This window comes from Paraburkholderia sp. CNPSo 3272 (genome assembly GCF_024206495.1).
GTDB lineage: Bacteria > Pseudomonadota > Gammaproteobacteria > Burkholderiales > Burkholderiaceae > Paraburkholderia.
The window spans coordinates 173,626-193,596 of sequence record NZ_JAMBPQ010000011.1 but is presented as its reverse complement, the minus strand read 5'-3'; the positions used below and the strand labels follow the sequence as shown (position 1 = coordinate 193,596).

Below are 19,971 nucleotides of genomic sequence, written 5' to 3'. Positions count from 1 at the left end.
TGGGCTCCTGGCGGCCATCGGGATCGCCTTTGTAAGGAGTTCGATCATGGAGAAGTCAACCCAACAAGTTGCAAGCCACCTGCCGTTGCAGCAGTTCGTCGCTGGTGCCGTGGGCGAACTGGAGGGGCTTCACTACAGCCGACGAACGCTCGATCGCTATCGCGCAGTCTGGCGACATTTCGTGGAGTTTTGCGACGACAGGAGCCAGGTGGATGAGTACTCCGAAGAACTTGCGAAGCAGTTTTGCGCCGCGTATCAGATGCGTGAGGGTGAATGCCCGAACTCCTGGAAGCGGCATATCGTGTTTGCCCTCAAGGTCCTGGAGGACTTCGCACGTGACGGGCACATTGAGGCCCCGTCACCGACATGCAGAAGCTCCAGGTCCCGGCGCTCATGAGCGCGACATTGCGTAACTATGAACTGTACTGTTGGGATCGCCGTCATCTTCGCCCATCGAGCATCCCCGTATCCCTCGGTCTCCAAAGGAATTGTGTCCACCCTGTGCGGGCTTTTTTTCGGGTCGTCGCGGATTCTCTGGAGACGCGAATTGAGGAGGCCCGAGTTCGGCCAATAGCGGCTGCTCGTCCACAGTTGCAAGCCGTCATTTGAACGGCTCGTCCACTCCCAAAGCTGCCCTATGTTGAAGGTAAACGTGGGGGTGGCCTTAGCTGACTTTCGCTAGTCAGATGCCGTGTTCCCGCGTCGAATCACAAAGCCTCCGACGGGGCCCCGCCCGGGCTGGGTATCCCGACATTGTGGATCGAGCTACGAGAACGCTTATCGGAAGGCGGCCGCGACCGGATTGCCTGGCACCGCGACTGCGTTCTACGCACCGCTGGATACCTGGTTCGAAGCACGGTCATTCCCTTGCGAAGGCGGCATCACCGTGCTGGTGCGCGGTGTCACCGAGGCGCGCGCGATGTCGGCGCGTTTGTCGGAGCAAACCGCGCATGATGCGTTCACCGGCCTCATTGACCGGCGAGAACTGCTTACCCCCTTCACCATCTTGTCGCTAGACGGCGGCGGCGCAAGGTCGAGTAAATCGCTCAACAACGAACGGCGGCAGATGTCGGGCGACGCGGCGGCGCTATCGCCGTTGTCCTCTTGAACAACGGCCCACGCGCGGTCGAGCAACATCAGGAACTGTTTCGCTTTCCAGGCGTTTGGCAGAAATCACCCAAGCCGGCCATCAGCTGGTTCAAGAAGAGGTCGCGTCAGCGCCAGTTGCTCCGCAGTCACTGGCCTCTGATAGAGATATCCTTGGGCGAATGGCACTCCGGCTGCGCGCAACGCGACATGCTGGCTCTCCGTCTCAACACCTTCCGCAATGACCTGTAACCCGTAGTGCTTCGCGACATCCCGCCAGACACCTAGAAACAGGACCGGTATGGGGTTTTCGTGAAAGCCTGGACAAACCAGTCAACGTTTCCCTATTAACGCCGAAAAGGAATTATTGAAGACTTGATAATCTCGCTCTATAACACTTCATGATCAGAACAATAATGAGATCTCGCCGAAAGATACGATTATGCGCCCCGCATTTTTTCAGTTTCCTTTTGCTGGAGCCTTTGGTGCAAGGGAATTCAAAGCGTAATCATTGTTTGATTTCATACGGTATGGTGTCCGTCAGGGATCTGGAATTTTCAAGTCCGTGACTTGTGGGCGGATCGCGTGCGGCCACGATCTGCCCTTAACGGATCGGCAGCACCTTCGCGCTTCGATTTGCCCGCCGTCGCGGGCTCGCGCGGCGACCCGATCCTTGAAACTCAACGTGCGCTGCCGACGACAAGTCGTTCGTCACAGCCGCAACACGACAGCTTCAATCTACGTCTCATGTAGGTATCCGAATTAATCAGGGAGCCAACGGAATGATGGTGTGCGGATTCGATTGAACGTTCGGGAAAATCAGAATGCATCCCGATATTCACAAACATTATCTGCATGGTGGTGATTTTCATTCCGGGCCAAGTATCATTGGGAGGTACCTGATGAAAGCCTGTCCGTACCGCTCCAGACACCGGGCATGGATGTTCGCAGCATTCGCTGGCATGGCGAATATCGAAGGCGGCGTCGCGCTGGCGCAGGTCACCGCGGTGAACAATTACTGGTCCGGCGCAAATTCGTCCAGCTGGTTCGACCTGAGCAACTGGACCGACGCGAATGGCAATCATCTGGTGCCCGATTTCCACACCAACATTACCTACATCAACACGCTTGCGAACCATCCGACGGTTATCGACGCACTCGCTGCAACCTCACGGATCGTTCGTATTGGCGACGGCGCGGCGACCGGAAGCAATGGTTCCCTGACCGTGGAAAACGGCGGGACACTCACCACACTCGTCAATAGCGGTGGCGGTTATGTCGCTGTGGGCTATGGCATCCCCAATCCTGCCACGGCCTCACTGACGGTTACCGGACCCGCGTCCCGCGCGTCTGTGGCGACGTTTCTTTACGTCGGGCTCGGCGATGGCGATCGCGGAACAGTCAATATCGATAACGGTGGCCAGGCCACGATCGGGCAGTCGATCGACGTTGCCGGCGGCACCGGGAGCACGGGCAACGTCAACGTTTCCGGTCAAGGCTCGACGTTCAGAATCGGCGGCGATGCGTTCGTCGGCGATGCCGGTCACGGCGTCCTGAACATTTCCGACGGCGGACAGGTCGAGGCGGGCGGGAACGTCTATCTCGGCGCGGGGCCGCAGAGTGTCGGCACGCTGAACATCATGGACGCGGGCTCCATATTGACGGTGACGAATGCGCTCAACGTCGGGTATGCCTTTTTTGGTAGCGGCGCTCAGGGAACGCTGACCATTGCGAACGGGGCGAGCGTCACGGCGGGGTCCGTCGCAATTGCGCAGACGGTCGGTTCCACCGGCACGCTAAACATCGGCGCGCCTGCCGGCGCCACGGCGGTCGCGCCAGGCGCACTGAACAGCCGCAATGTCACATTCGGTAACGGCGACGGCAGGCTCGTGTTCAACCACACGGACAACAGCGGCAACTACCTGTTTCCTGCCGCCATCTCCGGTACGGGCACCGTCGATGTCCTGAGTGGCGAGACAGTCATGACCGGTGCCAGTACGTATGCTGGTTCAACGACCATCTCCGGCGGGACGCTGGCCGCGGGCGCGGTCGACGCGTTCAGCCAGAACTCGGACTATGCCGTGACGTCCGGCGGGACGATGGACCTGCGCGGCTTCGACCAGCGCGCGGCGACGCTGGTCAATGCAGGTCTCGTGCGCCTGGCGGGAGACCCGGGAACCACGCTCACCACGACACAGTACACCGGACAGAATGGGACGCTCGCACTCGATACCGTGCTTGGCGGCGACGGCTCACCGTCCGACAAGCTGGTCATTGATCGAGGCGCTGCGAGCGGCACCTCGAAGCTCGCGATCTCCAACGCCGGAGGCACCGGAGCGCTTACGCAAGCCGACGGCATACCGGTCGTCGTGGCAACCGACGGCGGCACCACGCAGGCAAACGCTTTTGAACTTGCAGGTGAGGCGCGCGGAGGGGCTTACGACTACCGCCTTCATCGAGGCGGCCTGGCTGGGGGCGCCCCGGACGACTGGTTCCTGCGCTCGACGTTCGTCGTTGGACCCGAGGAGCCGTCCGAGGGCGCCGTTGAGCCGCCGTGGGAGGAAGAAAATGTGCTGCCGGAGACCCCGCTGCCGCCCGCACTGCCCGACGGGGAATACCCCGTCATCGGCCCGGAGGTGGCGACGTATTCGGTAGTGCAACCGCTCGCGCGGCAACTGGGCGTCACGATGCTCGGCACGATGCACGAACGTATTGGCGACACACTCTCCGATGGGGCGGGCGGCACGAACGCCACCGGCGTCGCCCGGTCGGCGTGGGCGCGCGCGTTCGGCCAGCAGGTTGACAACCGCTACCAGACTTTTACCGATGCGCGCGCGAACGGCTCAGTGATTGGCGTGCAGGCTGGGCTCGATCTCTGGCGTGGCAGTCTGATCCCCGGCCATCACGATGCCGGCGGCGTCTATTTCGCCTACGGTAACGGCAATGTCGACGTAGATGGACTCGTCACCAATACCGACGCCACAGCATACGCCTTGAGTCACACCGGCAAGGTGAACCTGAACGCCTATTCCGGCGGCGCATACTGGACGCATTACGGGCCGGGCGGCTGGTATGTCGACGCGGTGCTGCAAGGCACATACTACGACGGCGACGCAACGACCCAGTATGCGCGTCTGCCTGTCTCCGGCTCCGGGATCGTCACGTCGCTCGAAGCGGGCTATCCGTTTCACCTTCCGCTCGGACCGAACTTCGTGCTGGAGCCCCAGCTACAGATCATCTGGCAGCACGTCGGACTTGACGATGCCGATGATGGACTGGGTCCGGTTGATCCTGGATCGACGTCGGGCGTAACGGGCAGGCTCGGGGTGCGCGGTCAGTGGACCATCGAGCGCGCCAACGGACAGGTGTGGCAGCCCTATCTGCGCGCCAATATCTGGCGCGACTGGGGCGCGCACGCGACGACAGTTTACGCTGGAGCCGACCAGGTCCCACTCGCACACCAAGTCACGCGCATGGACGTCGCGGCTGGCGTGAGCGCGAAGCTCGATACCCGCTGGAGCCTGTATGGACAGTTCGGCTACCAGTTCTCGATCAACTCATCGTCAACCGGCAGCCAGAAGGGTGTGTGGGGTGACGTCGGTTGTCGCTACGCATGGTGAGGAGTCGACCTGATTTGTCCTGGCATCGGAAGTCCACGATAGCGGTTCTCATCTCCACGACGGCAACAACGGTAGCATCACGATTCCCGGAACCCTTACGACGTCAGCGAAGTGTCCAATGAACGTCCCTGTTCTGGAAAGGACTGCGGGAACAGCACCAGTCCGCTCCGCAGCCCGGGCAGTGGTAGTACTGGAGACGTACGCTGCCGAGGTACGCCGGTTCGCCGACATCGCGCAGAGGGTGTGTCACATCGAAATCGGGGTGACTCAGCAGAAGACTGCAGGACGCGCAAAGATGTGACGGATTGCTAACCATTTCATTCCCTCTGCATTACAAGGACCTGTCCTGGAGTGCCGAAGAGCCGTCCTGCGCGGCACAGTGAGGTTTTCCAGTTTGCCGGGTTACACGAGCCGTTGCGAAGGCAGGCATTTCGAAAGGGGGGTCATCTTTCTGCCATTTGTGAACCGCTCAAAGTATAGGATGCGGTCCAGGATGGGCGCGCGTACTAAACCTATGGGTTCCGCACACCCAACGGCACATCGGATGAGAAGCTGCCGAATTGGTGGAATTGAGGAAGGCAGGCTCGACAAATCATAATCCCCCGAGGTGCCGGTCCGCGCCCAGGTGAAACGAGATCCCTTGAGGAGCCTGCGACTGTCGAGCACGCCAGTCTAGATGCGCCGTCAGCTTCGGCTCATGAAGAAGCGCCACGGGCGAATGCTTCCAAACGTCTGCCTCCTGCAGACGTTGCTGCCCACCTCAACCCCCCCTTTCCCCCCCCAAACCGGCACTCTGTTCGACGGGCCGCTGCAGCGTGAATCGTTGAGCGCGCGTCACAGCAAGTGGTGAATTCAGGGATCTCTCCTGAAGGACGTCTGACGGCAGCTGCTGTTGCCCAGGAATCCAGACGTGATCATCCCAAGGAATGTCGACCGGATGTTCGGACTGACCGTTCGCCGCAATGTCGCGGAACCGCAGTTGCGGCAGATGGGAACCATGTTTCGATATCGTCACGAGCAACCCTACAACATCTCCAGAAGCCCGCCCGCCTTTCCCTCCCGCTCGGTTTCGGCCTGTGTCGAGAGGCGTGCACGATGCAGCGCATCTGTATAGCGCGCCGAATTCGCTGTCCAGCATGCGAAGACGGTACGGCACGGACAGACCGTCGTATACGAGCAGAATCGAAGGCGATCAGGCGCGAGAGCGAATCGAGCATCACCTGCGACGGGCCGACCTCGAGAGCAGTCAGCATTGTCCGATTCAGCCGCGCACAGTCATGGTGCGCGGGAAATTACACGGCTATCCTGATCGACGGCAACGCTTACGCCGCAGGCCAGATTCCGCGCGTTCGCGACTGCGCCAGTCTCGTCCCCTCCCTGGTAGCGAGCGTTCGCACAACGCCAGTTGCCGAAATTTTTTGGAATCCATAACATCGGCAATGATCCAGGCACGAAGGTCCCCCGCAGGGTGACCTTCGTGCCTGGCGTCGTTATCCGACCACCCGCGCCTCAAGCCCGCTGCGTACCGCCAGATCGAAACGCTCAGGGCGAATATGGAACACCGTCGCCTCGCACGCGCGCCCGTCAGCAAGTCGCGAGGTCCGGCGCAGCACGAGCAGCGGCGCGCGCGGCAACACTTCGAGATACGCGGCGATATCGCTCGTCGCGGCAACCGCCGTAATGGTCATGTCCGCATCGACGATATGCCAACCCGGCAACCGTTCGAGCATTTCGTACGACGGGAGAGCTTGCGCCTCCTCGCGCGAAATGACACTTGCTTCGGGCAGCAGGCAGGTCTGCGCGAGCGCGACAGGCTTGTCATCGACGCGGTGCAGGCGTTCGAGATACACGCAATGCGTAACATCGGCTGTGAAGGTCTCGCGCAGGCCGGGCGGTACCGCGCACGCTTCCATGCGCAGCAGTTCCATACTTGCCCGCGCGCCCTGCGCCGCCAGCGAGTCGTAAAAACCGCGCAACACGTCGAGCCGATGCTGCAGGCGCCTGTGCTTCACGAACGTGCCCTTGCCCTGCTTGCGCTCCACGACGTGCGCCTCCACCAGACGGCCGAGCGCCAGCCGGACAGTCACCCGACTCACGTCAAAGCGCTCGCCCAGTTCGGCTTCCGACGGAAGCTTGCCCGACGGCTCATAGATGCCCTGCCCGATTTCCTGCTCAAGTGTCGTCGCGATCTGCTCATAGAGCGACGTCACATCTTCCCGCACCAGCATCATTGATGTCCCTCGTTGCGCTCGCGCCGCGCCTTGTGCGCGATTCGCGATATCGATATGAAAAGCAATTGGATGGCCCATCTTGTATTAATACGTATTATGCCACCCAGACCCACCGACGATAGCAGCACCGCCTCGAATAACGAACGCAGGAAAGCATGACAGTGACAGACAAGATCCTCGACGCGCCGCCGCTCGAGCGCCCACCACATGATGGAGAGGCTCTCCATACGCGCGAAACCGTGCCTGCTGGTGCTCATGGCCACGCTGGCCCGCGCAGCGGCGCCGCGCTCCTGCGTGCCCGCCTCGGCTTCGTGGCGGCGTGGTTCGCCTTCATCGCGCTCGCGTGGCTCATGCCGACGCCCGCCGGACTCGACGCGTCCGGCAAGGCCACGCTCGCCGTGGTCGCGTGGGTCGCGATCGTCTGGGTGACCGAGGCTATTCCCGTCGGTGTGAGCGGCATACTGATACCGATGCTGCTTGTGCTTTCACACGCAACTCCGGGTTTTCCGAAGGCCGCAAGCGGTTTTGCGGCGCCCGTCGTGTTCCTCTGCCTCGCAGCCTTCCTCTTTTCGGCGATCATGCAGGCAAGCGGCCTCGACCGCCGCATTGCGCTGGCGCTGCTTGAGCGCCTGAAGGTGCGCACCGCCAACGGCGTGATCTGGGCAATGTTCGCCGTCAACTTCGTGATGTCGATGGTCGTGCCGGCCGCGAATGCGCGCTCGGCCGCGCTGCTGCCCGTCGCCAACGGCATCGTCCAGCTGTTCGGCGATTCGCCGCGCGAGCGTGCCGCGAAAAAGGCTATCGTGATCCAGTCGCTTGTCTACGGGGCGATGATCAGCGGCATGTGCATTCTCACGGCGCATCTGCCGAACATGGTCGTGTCAGGCCTGCTCGAAAAGCAGCTCGGCATCCACATTTCATACTTCACGTGGTTCAAGCTCCAATGGCCGTATCTGGGCATGTTCGCGATCACGCAGTGCTGGGTCCAGTACTATTTCCGCTCGCGCGCCGTGCAGATTCCTGGCGGATGCGCCGCCATCGCGACAATGCGTCGCGCACTCCCGCCTGCCTCGCGCAATGACTGGCTGGTGCTGGTCCTGTTCGCGGGCGTGGCGGTCCTGTGGGCGACGGAGCCGCTGCATCACCTGTCGTCGGAAATCGTCGCGCTGATCGCGCTTGCCATCCTGTTCACGCCAGGCGTGCTGCGCTTCGGCTGGGCCGAAGTCGAGCAGCGCACGATCTGGGGCACGCTGTTTCTGCTCGCAGGCGCGCTCTCGTTGTCCTCTGCGATCAGTTCGTCGGGGCTCGCCCAATGGGCCGCCGATCACATCTATCTCGTCGCGCACGGGCATGGCTGGTGGCTCGCCATTGGCATCGTCATGGCCGGTACGCACATCATCCGTATCGGCATGCTGTCCAACGTCGCTGCTGTCACCATGATCGCGCCGATCGCGCTTGCGCTCGCTCCGCGCCTTGGCCTGCATCCTGTCGCGTTCACGATGCTGGTCAGCGACACCGACAGCTTTGCTTACCTGCTGCCCACACAGATCACGGCAGGCGTGATTGCCTACAGCAGCGGCGCATTCACCACCGCCGATTACGCCCGCGTCGGCGTGGTCTCGGTGCTGATTGCGATCCTGTACGGGCTATGCGTGATCGCACCGTGGTATGCGTTCATGGGCGTGCCCGTCTGGGACGCATCTGCAGCCTGGCCGTTTGCGCATTGAGATTCGCGCGCACTCGCATGCTCACGGGCGCGTGATCCCGAACCTTTACCCGCCTTATCGACACCCTCCCCAGATGAGCGAATCGAACGAAACCGGTCTGCACGCCCGCGCGAGTGCCCTGCGCGAGCGCCTTGGCGATCATGTCGCCCCTGCCGGCCTCTATGAACAACTGAAACAGCGCCCCTTCGCCGGCAGCGTGCGTTGCAACGTTTCCCGACTCGAAGCGGGCAGCTGGGCAGAAGTCGTGCTCAACTACGAAGTCGGCTCGTCGGGCATTGCCGATGGCGGGTGGCTGAAGGCCACGTTCAAGTTTTACTCGGACTGGGCGCTCTTCCAGACAAGCGACCCCACCGCGGCGAACTACATCAGCGCCGAGTATCATGCGGCGCCGCTCGTGCCGGGCCAGAGTCCCGCCACGGTGCAGGCGCTCAATGTGCGCTTCGACCAGAAAGGCCACGAGCGGCCGTACCAGAAAGCCGTGATCGTCGATGTCGTCGACGGGTATCTGAACGCAGGCGACCGCATTGTGATCCGTCTTGGTGATCGCCGACGTGGTCCCGGCACGCGCATCCAGACGTTTTCCGAAGACGATTTCCGCTTCCGCCTCTACGTCGATCCGCTGGGCACGTCGCGCTTCGTTGCAGTGCCTGGCGACATTGCCATCGACATCCATCCAGGCGATCCAACGGACGTGCTGCTCAACGGGCCGCGCTTCGTGCGTCCCGGCGAGGCCGCACCGTTTCGCCTTGCGTTGCAGGATCGCTGGGGAAACGCATGCCGCGAACTGAGCGCGAACGCGAATGCGCGGCCGGTAGTCGCCAATTTGATCGCCAACGTGATCGCCCGCGACGCAGAAGGCACAACGGTCTATCAGCGCGAGCATGCATTCCCGGCGCAGGGCTTCGCGACGCTCGCGCTCGACGATCTGCCAACGGAGCGCGGCACGCTGTACATCGTCGCAGACGTGCCCGCACGGCCGGAGATCCGCGCAGCCGTTGCCTGGCTCACGGTCGACGCCACACTGTCCTCCCCGCGCGCGTTCTATGCGGACCTTCACGTCCATGCGCACGACACTGTCGGCACCAACAGTCCTGCATACAACGCGCTGTACGCGCGCGATATTGGTGGGATCGATATCCTCGGCTATACGGCCAACGACTTCCAGATCACGGATGCGAACTGGCAACTGGGCATCGAGGCCGTCGATCAGTTTAACGAACCCGGCCGCTTCGTCGTCTATCCCGTGCAGGAGTGGTGTGGCAGTTCGACGGCTGGTGGCGACCACAACGTCGTATTTCTCGGCGACGAACGTCCCGGCTTTCCGTACAACGCGCGCGGCGAGCACAACCGCACACTCGTGTGGAACGAGGACATGAAAGGCAACGCGGTCGAACTCGGTCGCTGGCCCGTTGAGGAACTGTGGGATGCCTACGCCGACGACGCCGAACATCATCTCGTCATGCCGCACGTTGGCGGGCGGCGCTACATTCCGGACTGGCACCATCCGAAGCTCGAACGGCTCGTCGAAATCGCTTCGACGTGGGGTCACTTCGGCTGGCTCTACCAGGACGTCATCGCGCGGGGCTATCAACTCGGCGTGGCTGCGAGCGGCGACGAACACCGCGGACGTCCCGGTGGCGGCGCGCCGGGTGTGCAGGTCTTCGGCGTACATGGCGGACTCACGGGCGTGCTCGCCGATACGCTCGACCGGCGCACGGTCGGTCAGGCCTTACGCGCACGCCGCACGTGGGCGACAACAGGCGAGCATAGCGCGCTGCTCGTGCGCAGTGGCGATCACTGGCAAGGCGACGCGTTCAGGCAGCGCGGCCCGGCTACGCTCGATTACCGCCTGCTCGGACGCGCCGGCTGGGAATACGTCACCGCCTACGATCACAGCGGCCTGATATGGGAGCGCAACCTGCATGAGGAACTCGGCTATGCAGAGCGTCTGATCCGCGTGCGCTGGGGCGGCGCGCGCATTCGCGACCGGTATCGCTGGGCGGCGTGGCGTGGTCGCATCCGCATTCTCAACGGCACGATTCACAACTTTGGCTCGCACGGCTTCGAACACGTCGAGGAATCCGCGTGGCGCACTGGCGCAACGGACATCGAATTCAGCAGCGACACGTACGGCGACGCGGACAGCATCGAGATTGACGTGAGCAATCTGGCCGCGGCGACCATTGTGATCGAAGGCGCCATCGACGGGTTCGTTAAGGTCGGCGATCCGCTCGCAGGCAATCCGTTCGCACATGCGCCAGCGTTTCGCTTCGAGGTCAGCGGCGCGGATCTGCTTGCGCGGGGCAGCGCAACACATGCGCTCGGCGGCACGGAATTATTCGTCGCAGTCGAGCGACTGACCGACAGGCCGTTGCCGGTCGATCTGGCGGGTAGTGTCGAGGTTGCCGCTCAGAACGCGTCGTTTGGTTTTCGTCCGGTGTACTTCTTCGGGCGGCAGCGCAACGACAGCAAGGTGTGGTCGTCGGCGCAGTTCATTACTTTTGAATAAGTTCGTCGCAGGCGCAGGTTAACTGAGCCTGCAGCGATCAGCCCAGTTTTAGTCCGCCATCTAATTATGAATCAGGAACCGGTCGCGGTTCCTGACGTCCTTGATCCAGTTTGGCGCGCGCCCTCTGCCGGACCAGGTGGCGCCGCTCGCCGGATCGCGGTATTTTGCCGGAGACGGACCAGCCGAACGTCTGGGTCTGCCGCGGCGACGCCCAAAGATGTCCCGTGGCGTATATCCGAAAACGGCCACCTTCACACGGATATCGGCGAGGACGGCCTCGAACTCCTCCTGACGGACTGCTGCCGCCTGACTCTCCAGCTCGGCGATCTGCGCTTTCAGTTCCCTGTACGTTGCCACGAATCGTCTCCCGCATATGGAAACCACTGGGTCATGGGGGGGATCATAGCCCCGGCAACAACATAGCAAACTCGCGGGTAAGATGGGGCCTTTATTCACCTCGCGCTTGTCATGCATTAACCCTACATCGTTAGGAGCAGACTCACAACGCCCGGAGTATTGCCGTGGGCCACATGACGAGTGCCAGTCCCAGGGAGCCGTACTGTGATGCTCGAACGGATACCCGCCCCACTAGCGAAGCATTCTCCCTCCCCTTCAAAACTCTCCTCTTCGTGTCGATATACCGGCATCCGGGATCGTCGGCACGAAAACATGAGAATTCATGGAACACTACTTTTGTCGTTATCGCTGTTGCATGTCCCCGCCTATGCGGCCTTGATGCAGCCGCTAGACGTCAGCAATGAAGTCCTCCGCTATCGGCACAATGCGCAAGCCATCGCGATTTTCGGTCAGAGCCTCAGCGTCAGGGCCAGCCGCCGGAGACCATCACGCTCGACGGCTATGCCGCCTTGCACCGCGCGGTGCGCGGTGCGCGAAATGAAGACCGATGCTCTGCTGCCTGAAGACTCGAAGGTCCGGTCCTCAAAATATCTGAACAGCGTGATCGAGCAGGACCATCGCCACATCAAGTCCAGAACGAACGTGATGCTCGGGTTCAAGCGATTCGGGAGCGCCGCGACCACGATTTCAGGAATCGAGTGACGCATCGCATTCGCAAGGGGCAGTTCGATCTCGCGAAGCTCGGCCTCAAGGAGGCCGCTGCGCCCGCCGTATGGAATGCGGTCCTGTTTGATCGATAAGCTTTCCTACCTATATGAGCTTTCTCAACCCGCTTACCTATTTGCACCAGAACCCGCCACGCCACCGGAGAAATCTTCTTCAGCATCGCGAGCGTCTTCTCATTTCCCTCACGTTGGTAGCGTTCGAGCAGTTGTGAGAGCAGTACCGAGTTGAAGGCGGTCACGACATTGGCCAGCAGCCGGCCGCACTCGTTATTGATCGCAATGTCGTGATCGGTCTTGCCGATCAGGTGCTTTCTGCCACTGACCTCGGCGATGAAGCCGCGCAGCGCGTGATACGCTTCGATCCGGTTCTGCGAACGATGGACGTTGCGCTGCAGTTGTCGGGGCAGGACTTGACCATGGCGTGGTGAAAACCATTTGGGGAGCGAATGGGTCTTATCCAAACAATCGATTTTTGCAATTCCATGAAATGCCAGCATAGTACGTGCTGGTGTGTCCGCGGCACAACAGTTTGAATCCGCAGTGAAATGGAAATTACATGACCTGCCTAGGGTCTGTTGACAAAAGACTGCTGGGGGCTGTTAACCGCAGCGGAAATCTGTTTACATCCTGTCTTTTGGGTAGGCAGGATGGCGCGAAGGTTGTTGCGAGATGACCAATATGCTCGCATTGAAAGTCTGCTGCCGGGCCGGGTTGGAAGTCGGGGGCGGCCAGCCGCAAATAACCGCGAATTTATCGAGGCGGTGCTCTGGATCGCCCGCACGGGAAGCCCATGGCGCGACCTGCCGGAGGAATTCGGCAACTGGAACAGCGTGTACAAACGGTTCGCCCGATGGTCCGAGGCCGGTATCTGGCATGAGGTCTTTGCCGCGTTGGCTGGCGATGCAGATTTCGAGGAGGTCTTCATTGACAGTACGATCGTGCGTGCGCACCAGCATGCCGCAGGTGCACCCAAAAAAGGAGATCAGGCGCTGGGTCGGTCTCGCGGCGGACTCAGTACGAAGATTCACGCGCTGGTTGACGGCTTGGGCATGCTTGCAAAATCCCGCACCGGCGGTCAGGCTGGCGACAGCCCCAAAGCCATGCCATTGCTGGGAGACGTGATACCTGGCAGCGTCGCAGCCGACAAAGCCTACTATACGGACGCGCTCATCGCGCATCTGCACACGCTTGATGTGCAGGTCGTCATTCCGAGTCGCGCAAATCGCCTGGAACAGCGTGATCTGGACAAACATCTGTACCGCTTCCGTAATCTGGTCGAACGTTTTTTTGCCCGCATCAAGCAGTTTCGTCGCGTCGCGACTCGCTACGACAAGCTCTCTGAGCGTTTGACATCGTTTATCGCTTTGGCCGCTTCCTTCATATGGCTTGTGTGAATTTGTCAACAGACCCTAGGCTAGATGCAATGCGCGCTATCGGTGCGGACCGGATTTATTGGGCCGCGCTGGCTATCAATAACTATTGGACCCATGAGCGCCCGTGAAGAAGATGGCCGCGTTGACGACGGTCGCTTCGACCTCAGGTCGGCGCACTCGGCCGGTCTGCCGGAGCAAACAAATGCACGTTCTCGATGTTAATCAGATGGCCCAGTTCTTCGTGAGCTCGTTCAAGCTCGTGGCGATCTTCGCTACCGTCTGCGTCGCGCTCGAACTGATCTTTCCGGCTTACCGATACAGTTTTGCCTCATACGTTCGCGGTGTGCGGAACTGGATCATTCGCATTGGATGCGGCGCATTAATCTGGCACGTCTACACTGCGAGTCTGGAAAGGTTAGGAGTGAAGCCGCTCCTGACGGTCAACTTCGGGACGTTCCTTCACTCAGACAACGCAATTGTTAACGTGGGCTTCGCCGTTCTTTCAGGCGTTTTAGTCGCGATTGTCGGTGATTTCTTCCGCTACTGGATGCACCGCGCACAGCATGCTGTTCCATTCCTGTGGCGCATGCACGCCACCCATCATTCTATCCGCGAACTAACGGCTTGGAATTGTGCTCATCACGTGTCTGAGCCGCTTATTGACGCGGTATTCGTAGCAGTGCCGCTCGCTCTGATCCACTTCGAATCTGGCGCCGTGCCCACTGTTGCCCTGACGCTGATTGCCTTTCAGGTCCATTTGACTCACTCGAGCACACGCATTAATCTTGGGCTGCTTCGATACATCGTCAGCGACGGAAAGTTCCACCGTATTCACCATTCAATGGAAGTGCGTCACCGGGGCCGGAACTTTGGGACATTTACGACTCTCTGGGACACGATTTTCCGTACGGCATACTGGCCGAAAAAGAGTGAGTGGGCGGAAGTTGGCCTTCGAAATCAGCCCGAACCGCTCACCGTGCGCGACTACTTTATGTTCCCGTTTGATCAACGCCGCTGGTGTAGAGCTAAAGTCGGAAGCGGAGTACGGGAGGGTTGAGGCTGGGGATTAAACGCGGTGAAGGCTTGCGCTCAACTGGTTATGTCGGGTAGCCGCTATGCATTGCTGCACAGCGGCCCCCTCAGAACCGTGCATGCACCTTTCAATGCACACGGCTATATCCCGGACCGAAATGCCCGTCGCCTGCCTGAAGATCGGTGCCAGCTCATGATCACTGTAGATATGATAGGCACGAAACAGACGTGCCTCGTCACGGGAATACTGCCAGCGCACCTGCTGGTGACCTAATGTATGCAAGGCGTTGAGAGCGTCGTCGCCAGAGTTCACGGTGCGCTCCGAGATCCCCTGGCTGATGCGCCTAATATGGTCAATCATTCTGATCATGCCACTCGACGTCGACAGAGTGTTTTCGCTCCCGGATGCGTTGAGCAAAACCTCCCGGCATAGTGTGTGAAGTTCCCATATGTGGAACTCAGCTATCGAGCCATTGATACTGACTGGAAGTTTGATCTGCCCCGACGCAGCCGCGAGCCGCTGATACGACCAGATGCTTGCCAACGCTGTTTGCAGGGCCATCCTTTGCAGTTCGTTTCTGAACGGCTCGTATAGGTCATATATCGTCATCGGTCAGCGCCACTTTCACGTTCGACTGAGGAGGGTCTCTGGTCAAGTTCTTCGTCGTATTGCAGTCGGCGATGCGCGAGATTGGCCTCAGCGACGCGTGTCTCCGCGGCGATCCTTTGCTCCATGCGATGGATCTGGTCGGCTGCAAATTTCCGGACGTCTGCGGCCGGATCATCGAGCCACGTCTGGAGCAACGTCCTGCGCGCTTCATATACTTCCACGAACCCGAATTCGCCCCGCACGACACCCGCGTTATCCAGCACGGCCTGAGTGCGCAGCAACAGCGGGTCGCCTGGTTTCAATACTGCGACGATCTTGCGAACAACATCGTAGACGCAGAGAGCGTCCGGATAGGCGAGCAGCACCGCAAGCGCAAACGCGAGATTGTCAGCGCCTCCTGATTCGACCAGCCTTGTAAGGCGCTCTGCGAGTCCACCCGCGAGATCCGGGAACACGGCCGCAAGCAGCCGCCCTCCGTCGTACGTGAAAAGTTCAGGCGCGTCGTCAAACCAAGTGCGTACGGCGTCCAGCACGATTTCAGGGTATGCGGCGAGCGGAACCTTGAGCGCGTGCGCCGCGAAGGGAACCGCCTCGTAGCCAAGTGGTGACGCGTCTGACCGGGCGTATGCCTGCCGAGCGCCGAGAAACGCCATCACGCGCTCTGGCCACCTCTCCGCGATCGCGGCCGCGATATTCTCGGCTGCCGAATCGAACCTCGGATGGGCAAGCAGCACGTCCAGTACCGTACCGGCCTGGTCGACGTCGAGCGAGTGGATGATCGGGCTTTCGAACCACGTCACCCAGGGAAGGCGCAACCAGCTGAAGTCGCGGCGTTCCTCCAGATAACGGAGTGCCGGAAGGAACACGTCTTCAGCAAGCGTGCCCGGATGGCCCTTGTGCTGCATGTCGGCCGCAAGCAGCGCGTTGCGCACCGCAATCCGATCGTCATGCAGGCGAGCGCTGGCAACCGCTCGCCGGAGCAAGTCCACATCGAACGGGGCAGCCAGCCGCAGATACCACGTGATCTGTTGCAGGTGCCTGCCAGAGTGGATCCATGCACAGATCCGGGCCTTGACCTCCCCGCGCTCCGCACTCTGCATCAGTCCAGCAAGCATGCTCGGCAGGAACCTCGCAAGCTGCCCCTCAACCCGGTCAATGTAGCTGAGGACGATTGCCGGCTTGCGCCTGGAAAGCTGTTCAAGAAACCGGCAAAACTCGATAAATGTCGCGGCATCATCGGACTCGGTCCGTGCGTACCGGTTGATCCGCCCGAACCACAGCTCCGCGCACTGATCATCGACAGACGCAATGAAGGCGCCAACCTGCTGTTCGCGGAACGCTGACGCCTCCACATCTCCGGAAGCCTCTCCCTCCCAGGCGCGACCGAGAACCGAATCGAACCCAACCAGCGTCTTATAGATCACGAAGTCTTCGCTCGCGTTGACCGTATCGCGAAACGCAAGCGTCGCCTCGACAACTCGCGCCTGCGCGGCTGCAAGTGCAGCGTCATTGAGCATCGCGTCGGGAAGTTGTACATAGGTTCGGTACCAGTGGTGAACCCACACCTCACTGGTCCTGTTCATCTCGAGCCCCAGCGTGGCAGCTATCCCTGTGAGAAACATCACCACCTCGCGCATGTCATCCATCACCATGCATTGCAGCTCATTGCCGTACATGCCGCGCCACGGTAATTGTGTGCCCGCTTGCATGGCGCGCAGAACGGCACTCCGCGCTGCATCCGTTGTCGCCAGCTCGAACTGACGCTTCAGCAGACCCAGCGCTTTAGTCCTGATCGCCCGGAGAAGTTCGGACGCGGCCACCGCGCCATGCTGCAGGGTCACGGCGGACGAACTTGCTGTCATTCCCTCGACCTGCGTGCCGAGGATTTCCTTGAGCATCGCCATCAAAAGCGGCGCCAGGGCGGTGCGCCGCTCCTCGTCCAGCATTTCCATGCGCTCGAGGAGCATGGTCTGCACAACGGGGCCGTGTTGACGCCAGATCGCGAGTTCATGCCGGGCGAGTCGCTTGCCCAGTGCGATCAACCGCCTGTCCTCGTCGCTGGATGGTGCCTGGCAGTAGAGTCGGCACAGCGCGTCGAACGTCACATCCACGCCGAGGTAACGGTAACTCGTCAGGATATCGACGACTGCCCGGACGATATCGCCCGATGTCTTGCCCTCCAGAATTCCGAAGGGCGTCTCGATCGACACGGGCCCTGTTTCGCGTGCACGGTCCACAGCCGCGAGCAGACGCTCGACGACTTCCGGGTAGAAGCTCTGCAGATCGTCATGCAGCGGTAAGACGCGCTCTGCGAAAGATGCGATCGCATCGGCGCGCGCGTTGTTGTCGGCCGCCTCGACGATTACCTCGAGTGCATTGCCGTCGAAAAGCGCCTTCCCTTCGATGAGTCGCTGGAAATCGCTCGCGATCTTCTGAAATTCATAGCCGGCCGGAACAAGATACCGTTTGGCGACTTTCCCCAAGCGTGACTTGATGTCGTTGAATGCCCTGCCACCGAAGCGGGCGAGCTCAGGCGCCTTGTAGATCGTGTCGTGCGCCATCTCTGCCCACGCGTGATGAAGAATCGTCTGGATCTGGATCTCGCAACGCATTCCTGCAAAACGTGCGTATTCCGGCAACGCGAGACGTTCGGTCTTCAGACTCACGACATAGTGATTGGACGTATATAGTTCTGCAGCGTCGTCCACTTCACGTCGCGGGTGGTGGATCCTGACCTCCAGTACCTCAAAGTTCCCGTCAACAATGCCAGACTGGATGAAGCGGTTGACGTCACTGTCCGTATAAAAGATGACGCGGCAGCCTGCAAGGTCCTTGATCTGTGCCTCGAGTGCCTCCGTCCCCTGCTTCCCCCTCTTTTCCAGCTTTACACGCAGGGAAGCCAGCTCCTTCGCGCGGGCTTTCACCTGCTGCAGTCGAAGCACGTTACGATCGGCGTTGATTGCGGCTGTCAGTATGGCGGCAACGGTTGATGCGAACGCGGCGTAGGCGCCCTGACCATGCCGTTCGTAGTCTTCGAGATTCATCTGCCTGCTCCGCGCGTGGCACTGTATCCGGCATCCCGGGTTGATCAGGGATGATACTTCGCCACCCCGCCATACATGTGCCGCTCGGCGATCATGCAGAACGTCATCCAGTCTGATAACCCGTATTGCCAAGCTTGAGCTTCGCGCCGTATTACGGCTCCTGCACCCCGCCATACCGCCGTCTCAAACTGAGCTTATCGATCTCGCGCAGTTCGCGCTATTGTGGCACCGCCATATCCACGGACCCGTAGCCGATCTCGCCGTTCTCCATCCGCTTCACCTGAATGGTGATTTTGGCAAGGTGCTTTGCGGGTGTAGCGATCCATCGCATCACGATGATCTTCTCGTCGCCGCCAGGAACGTCTGCTCCGGTCTCGTGCTGGAACAACAAATCCTGCACCACGCCTGCCGCGAGGTCCGGCACGCTCAAAAGATCATCCAGATAGCTTTTTTCATCGAATGACTTCCCTACCCCTATCTGGTCGATCTTGTGCGTCAGATACAGCACGCGATCGAGTATCTGCTGAGTGTGCTTGAAGTTGCGTTTCTTGCCGTCGTCGTTGATTTGGTCGTTGTCGCTGTACCAAAACAGCCGCTGATTTTCGGGAGTAAGCAACTCAGTGAAGGCAGCGATGATGTTCGTCACGCGCAACACCCGCTCGGCCGCAGGACAGGCCCAAGTCCCGAGACCGTCCTTCGCAAGCTGCTCCAGCATAGCGGGATGTGCCTGTTTTTTGTCGCTTCCGAACACCGTCTTGATGCTCGTGTCGATCGCAATCGTAACGACGGCTCCATGAATGAAACGGTCGACGATCTGGAGGTATTCCGCGAGCGCGCGCGCCTTGGCGCCGGACTTGAGCTTCTTATAAGCAAATTCACTATAGGGCGTCAGCAAACCGTACTTTTTGCGTAGCTCCTTTACCTTCTCTTCGAATGGTCCCACCTTGTCGTACGCCATGAAGAGGAACGAGTAGGTAACGAACCTGGCTTCGTCATGTTCGCCACCGATGTCTGACATGACAGCGATATTCCTATCGTCGGAGAAGTCCGGCAATTCACGAACCTTTTCCTGCACGGTCAGGTTCAGGAGATGCGAAAAGTACGGGTATTCCTCCGTGATCTTGGATAGCTTGAAGGGACCGGGCTTGTTGATCTTCTTCGGGATCGGGCTGATCGTGAAAACGAAGGTTGACGGCCCATCAACGCCTGAGCCAGCCGTTTCCGTTACTGCTCCGATTGCCGTCTTTTTGAGAGCGGGGTTCATCGGAAGTGGAAGATGTCAGGTAGAACTCGCGATCGGCCGGCTTTTGGTCCGTTGCCGATCAGGTGAAAGCCAGACCCGCGACCGTGCCAAGAATGCGACCAAACCAAAGTGTACATATTTCGGAGCCTTATTTCCTACGGGATGCGTCTTCTATTGAACACGCGAGTCTGCTCCAAGTGGAGTTACCATCATTGCCATCCTGCCGACGTCCCAGCCATCGCACGGGTATGCGGGCGCGGGCCTGTGAAGGCCCATTGCAGTGTGAGGATAACTGAGGAGCGTTCCCATTGTTTGTCGTGCCCTGCGCCATCGAATTCTGCCTGATGATGCATGTGGTCAAGGTTTGCCAGCGCAAGAAGGTAGCCAATCGGGAAATGCCCAGCGGCTTGAGTA

13 protein-coding genes and 2 pseudogenes are annotated in these 19,971 nt (G+C 60.4%); 8 read left to right on the top strand and 7 right to left on the bottom strand.

Features of this window, described 5'->3' with window-relative positions; translation table 11 throughout:
• Nucleotides 1-46 precede the first annotated feature (46 nt).
• Together M3I53_RS16550 and M3I53_RS16545 are read left to right on the top strand one after the other, a co-directional pair.
• A complete protein-coding gene (locus M3I53_RS16550) occupies nt 47-397 on the top strand; it encodes a hypothetical protein (RefSeq protein WP_254316983.1) in 351 nt (116 codons plus the stop codon).
• Nucleotides 398-802: 405 nt separating this feature from the next.
• Complete coding sequence (locus tag M3I53_RS16545) at nt 803-1,108, top strand: hypothetical protein (RefSeq protein ID WP_254316982.1); 306 nt, start codon at nt 803-805, stop codon at nt 1,106-1,108.
• A 65-nt stretch (nt 1,109-1,173) separates the two neighbouring features.
• Here the strand turns inward: M3I53_RS16545 and M3I53_RS16540 are convergent, their stop codons facing one another.
• Nucleotides 1,174-1,419, bottom strand: coding sequence for an EAL domain-containing protein (locus tag M3I53_RS16540; RefSeq protein ID WP_375541846.1), 246 nt, complete (start codon nt 1,417-1,419; stop codon nt 1,174-1,176).
• Nucleotides 1,420-1,910: 491 nt separating this feature from the next.
• On the opposite strand from M3I53_RS16540, the gene M3I53_RS16535 reads away from it, so the two are divergent.
• Entirely contained in the window at nt 1,911-4,706 is a 2,796-nt protein-coding gene (locus M3I53_RS16535) for an autotransporter outer membrane beta-barrel domain-containing protein (protein WP_254316981.1), read from the top strand.
• Nucleotides 4,707-6,196: 1,490 nt separating this feature from the next.
• On the opposite strand, the gene M3I53_RS16530 is transcribed toward M3I53_RS16535, so the two are convergent.
• Nucleotides 6,197-6,937, bottom strand: a complete 741-nt coding sequence (locus tag M3I53_RS16530; RefSeq protein ID WP_254316980.1) for a GntR family transcriptional regulator — start codon at nt 6,935-6,937, stop codon at nt 6,197-6,199.
• Between the two features lie 155 nt (nt 6,938-7,092).
• Between M3I53_RS16530 and M3I53_RS16525 the strand changes: the two genes are divergently transcribed.
• Both M3I53_RS16525 and M3I53_RS16520 read left to right on the top strand, forming a co-directional pair.
• Complete coding sequence (locus M3I53_RS16525) at nt 7,093-8,664, top strand: DASS family sodium-coupled anion symporter (protein WP_254316979.1); 1,572 nt, start codon at nt 7,093-7,095, stop codon at nt 8,662-8,664.
• Between the two features lie 73 nt (nt 8,665-8,737).
• Nucleotides 8,738-11,173: a hypothetical protein gene (locus tag M3I53_RS16520; protein ID WP_254316978.1), complete on the top strand. Its 2,436-nt coding sequence runs from the start codon at nt 8,738-8,740 to the stop codon at nt 11,171-11,173.
• Nucleotides 11,174-11,233: 60 nt separating this feature from the next.
• On the opposite strand, the gene M3I53_RS16515 is transcribed toward M3I53_RS16520, so the two are convergent.
• Nucleotides 11,234-11,530 carry an H-NS histone family protein gene (locus tag M3I53_RS16515; protein ID WP_254316977.1) on the bottom strand — a complete coding sequence of 99 codons (297 nt, stop codon included), beginning with the start codon at nt 11,528-11,530 and terminating at the stop codon, nt 11,234-11,236.
• 207 nt (nt 11,531-11,737) lie between these two features.
• Here M3I53_RS16515 and M3I53_RS16510 point away from each other — a divergent pair.
• Nucleotides 11,738-12,330, top strand: a pseudogene (locus M3I53_RS16510) (DDE-type integrase/transposase/recombinase).
• Nucleotides 12,331-12,377: 47 nt separating this feature from the next.
• Here M3I53_RS16510 and M3I53_RS16505 read toward each other — a convergent pair.
• Nucleotides 12,378-12,752: pseudogene (locus tag M3I53_RS16505) on the bottom strand (Tn3 family transposase); the annotation flags it as partial.
• Between the two features lie 150 nt (nt 12,753-12,902).
• Between M3I53_RS16505 and M3I53_RS16500 the strand changes: the two are divergent.
• Complete coding sequence (locus M3I53_RS16500; protein ID WP_254316976.1) at nt 12,903-13,649, top strand: IS5 family transposase; 747 nt, start codon at nt 12,903-12,905, stop codon at nt 13,647-13,649.
• A gap of 181 nt (nt 13,650-13,830) precedes the next feature.
• Nucleotides 13,831-14,685, top strand: coding sequence for a sterol desaturase family protein (locus tag M3I53_RS16495; RefSeq protein WP_254316975.1), 855 nt, complete (start codon nt 13,831-13,833; stop codon nt 14,683-14,685).
• A gap of 9 nt (nt 14,686-14,694) precedes the next feature.
• Here M3I53_RS16495 and M3I53_RS16490 read toward each other — a convergent pair whose 3' ends face one another.
• The 3 genes from M3I53_RS16490 to M3I53_RS16480 all read right to left on the bottom strand — a co-directional run bounded on the left by M3I53_RS16490 (nt 14,695) and on the right by M3I53_RS16480 (nt 19,578).
• A complete protein-coding gene (locus M3I53_RS16490) occupies nt 14,695-15,222 on the bottom strand; it encodes a hypothetical protein (protein ID WP_254316974.1) in 528 nt (175 codons plus the stop codon).
• A 44-nt stretch (nt 15,223-15,266) separates the two neighbouring features.
• Nucleotides 15,267-18,314 (bottom strand): RelA/SpoT domain-containing protein, encoded by a 3,048-nt coding sequence (locus M3I53_RS16485; RefSeq protein ID WP_254316973.1) that lies wholly within the window; start codon nt 18,312-18,314, stop codon nt 15,267-15,269.
• 217 nt (nt 18,315-18,531) lie between these two features.
• A complete protein-coding gene (locus M3I53_RS16480; RefSeq protein WP_254316972.1) occupies nt 18,532-19,578 on the bottom strand; it encodes a hypothetical protein in 1,047 nt (348 codons plus the stop codon).
• Nucleotides 19,579-19,971 lie beyond the last annotated feature (393 nt).

What these genes read in the sequence shown, in the direction of transcription:
- M3I53_RS16550 (WP_254316983.1), top strand. Translation starts at nt 47, where the DNA reads ATGGAGAAGTCAACCCAACAAGTTGCAAGCCACCTGCCGTTGCAGCAG.
- M3I53_RS16535 (WP_254316981.1), top strand. Translation starts at nt 1,911, where the DNA reads ATGCATCCCGATATTCACAAACATTATCTGCATGGTGGTGATTTTCAT.
- M3I53_RS16530 (WP_254316980.1), bottom strand. Translation starts at nt 6,937, where the DNA reads ATGATGCTGGTGCGGGAAGATGTGACGTCGCTCTATGAGCAGATCGCG.
- M3I53_RS16525 (WP_254316979.1), top strand. Translation starts at nt 7,093, where the DNA reads ATGACAGTGACAGACAAGATCCTCGACGCGCCGCCGCTCGAGCGCCCA.
- M3I53_RS16520 (WP_254316978.1), top strand. Translation starts at nt 8,738, where the DNA reads ATGAGCGAATCGAACGAAACCGGTCTGCACGCCCGCGCGAGTGCCCTG.
- M3I53_RS16500 (WP_254316976.1), top strand. Translation starts at nt 12,903, where the DNA reads ATGGCGCGAAGGTTGTTGCGAGATGACCAATATGCTCGCATTGAAAGT.
- M3I53_RS16495 (WP_254316975.1), top strand. Translation starts at nt 13,831, where the DNA reads ATGCACGTTCTCGATGTTAATCAGATGGCCCAGTTCTTCGTGAGCTCG.
- M3I53_RS16490 (WP_254316974.1), bottom strand. Translation starts at nt 15,222, where the DNA reads ATGGCCCTGCAAACAGCGTTGGCAAGCATCTGGTCGTATCAGCGGCTC.
- M3I53_RS16485 (WP_254316973.1), bottom strand. Translation starts at nt 18,314, where the DNA reads ATGAATCTCGAAGACTACGAACGGCATGGTCAGGGCGCCTACGCCGCG.
- M3I53_RS16480 (WP_254316972.1), bottom strand. Translation starts at nt 19,578, where the DNA reads ATGAACCCCGCTCTCAAAAAGACGGCAATCGGAGCAGTAACGGAAACG.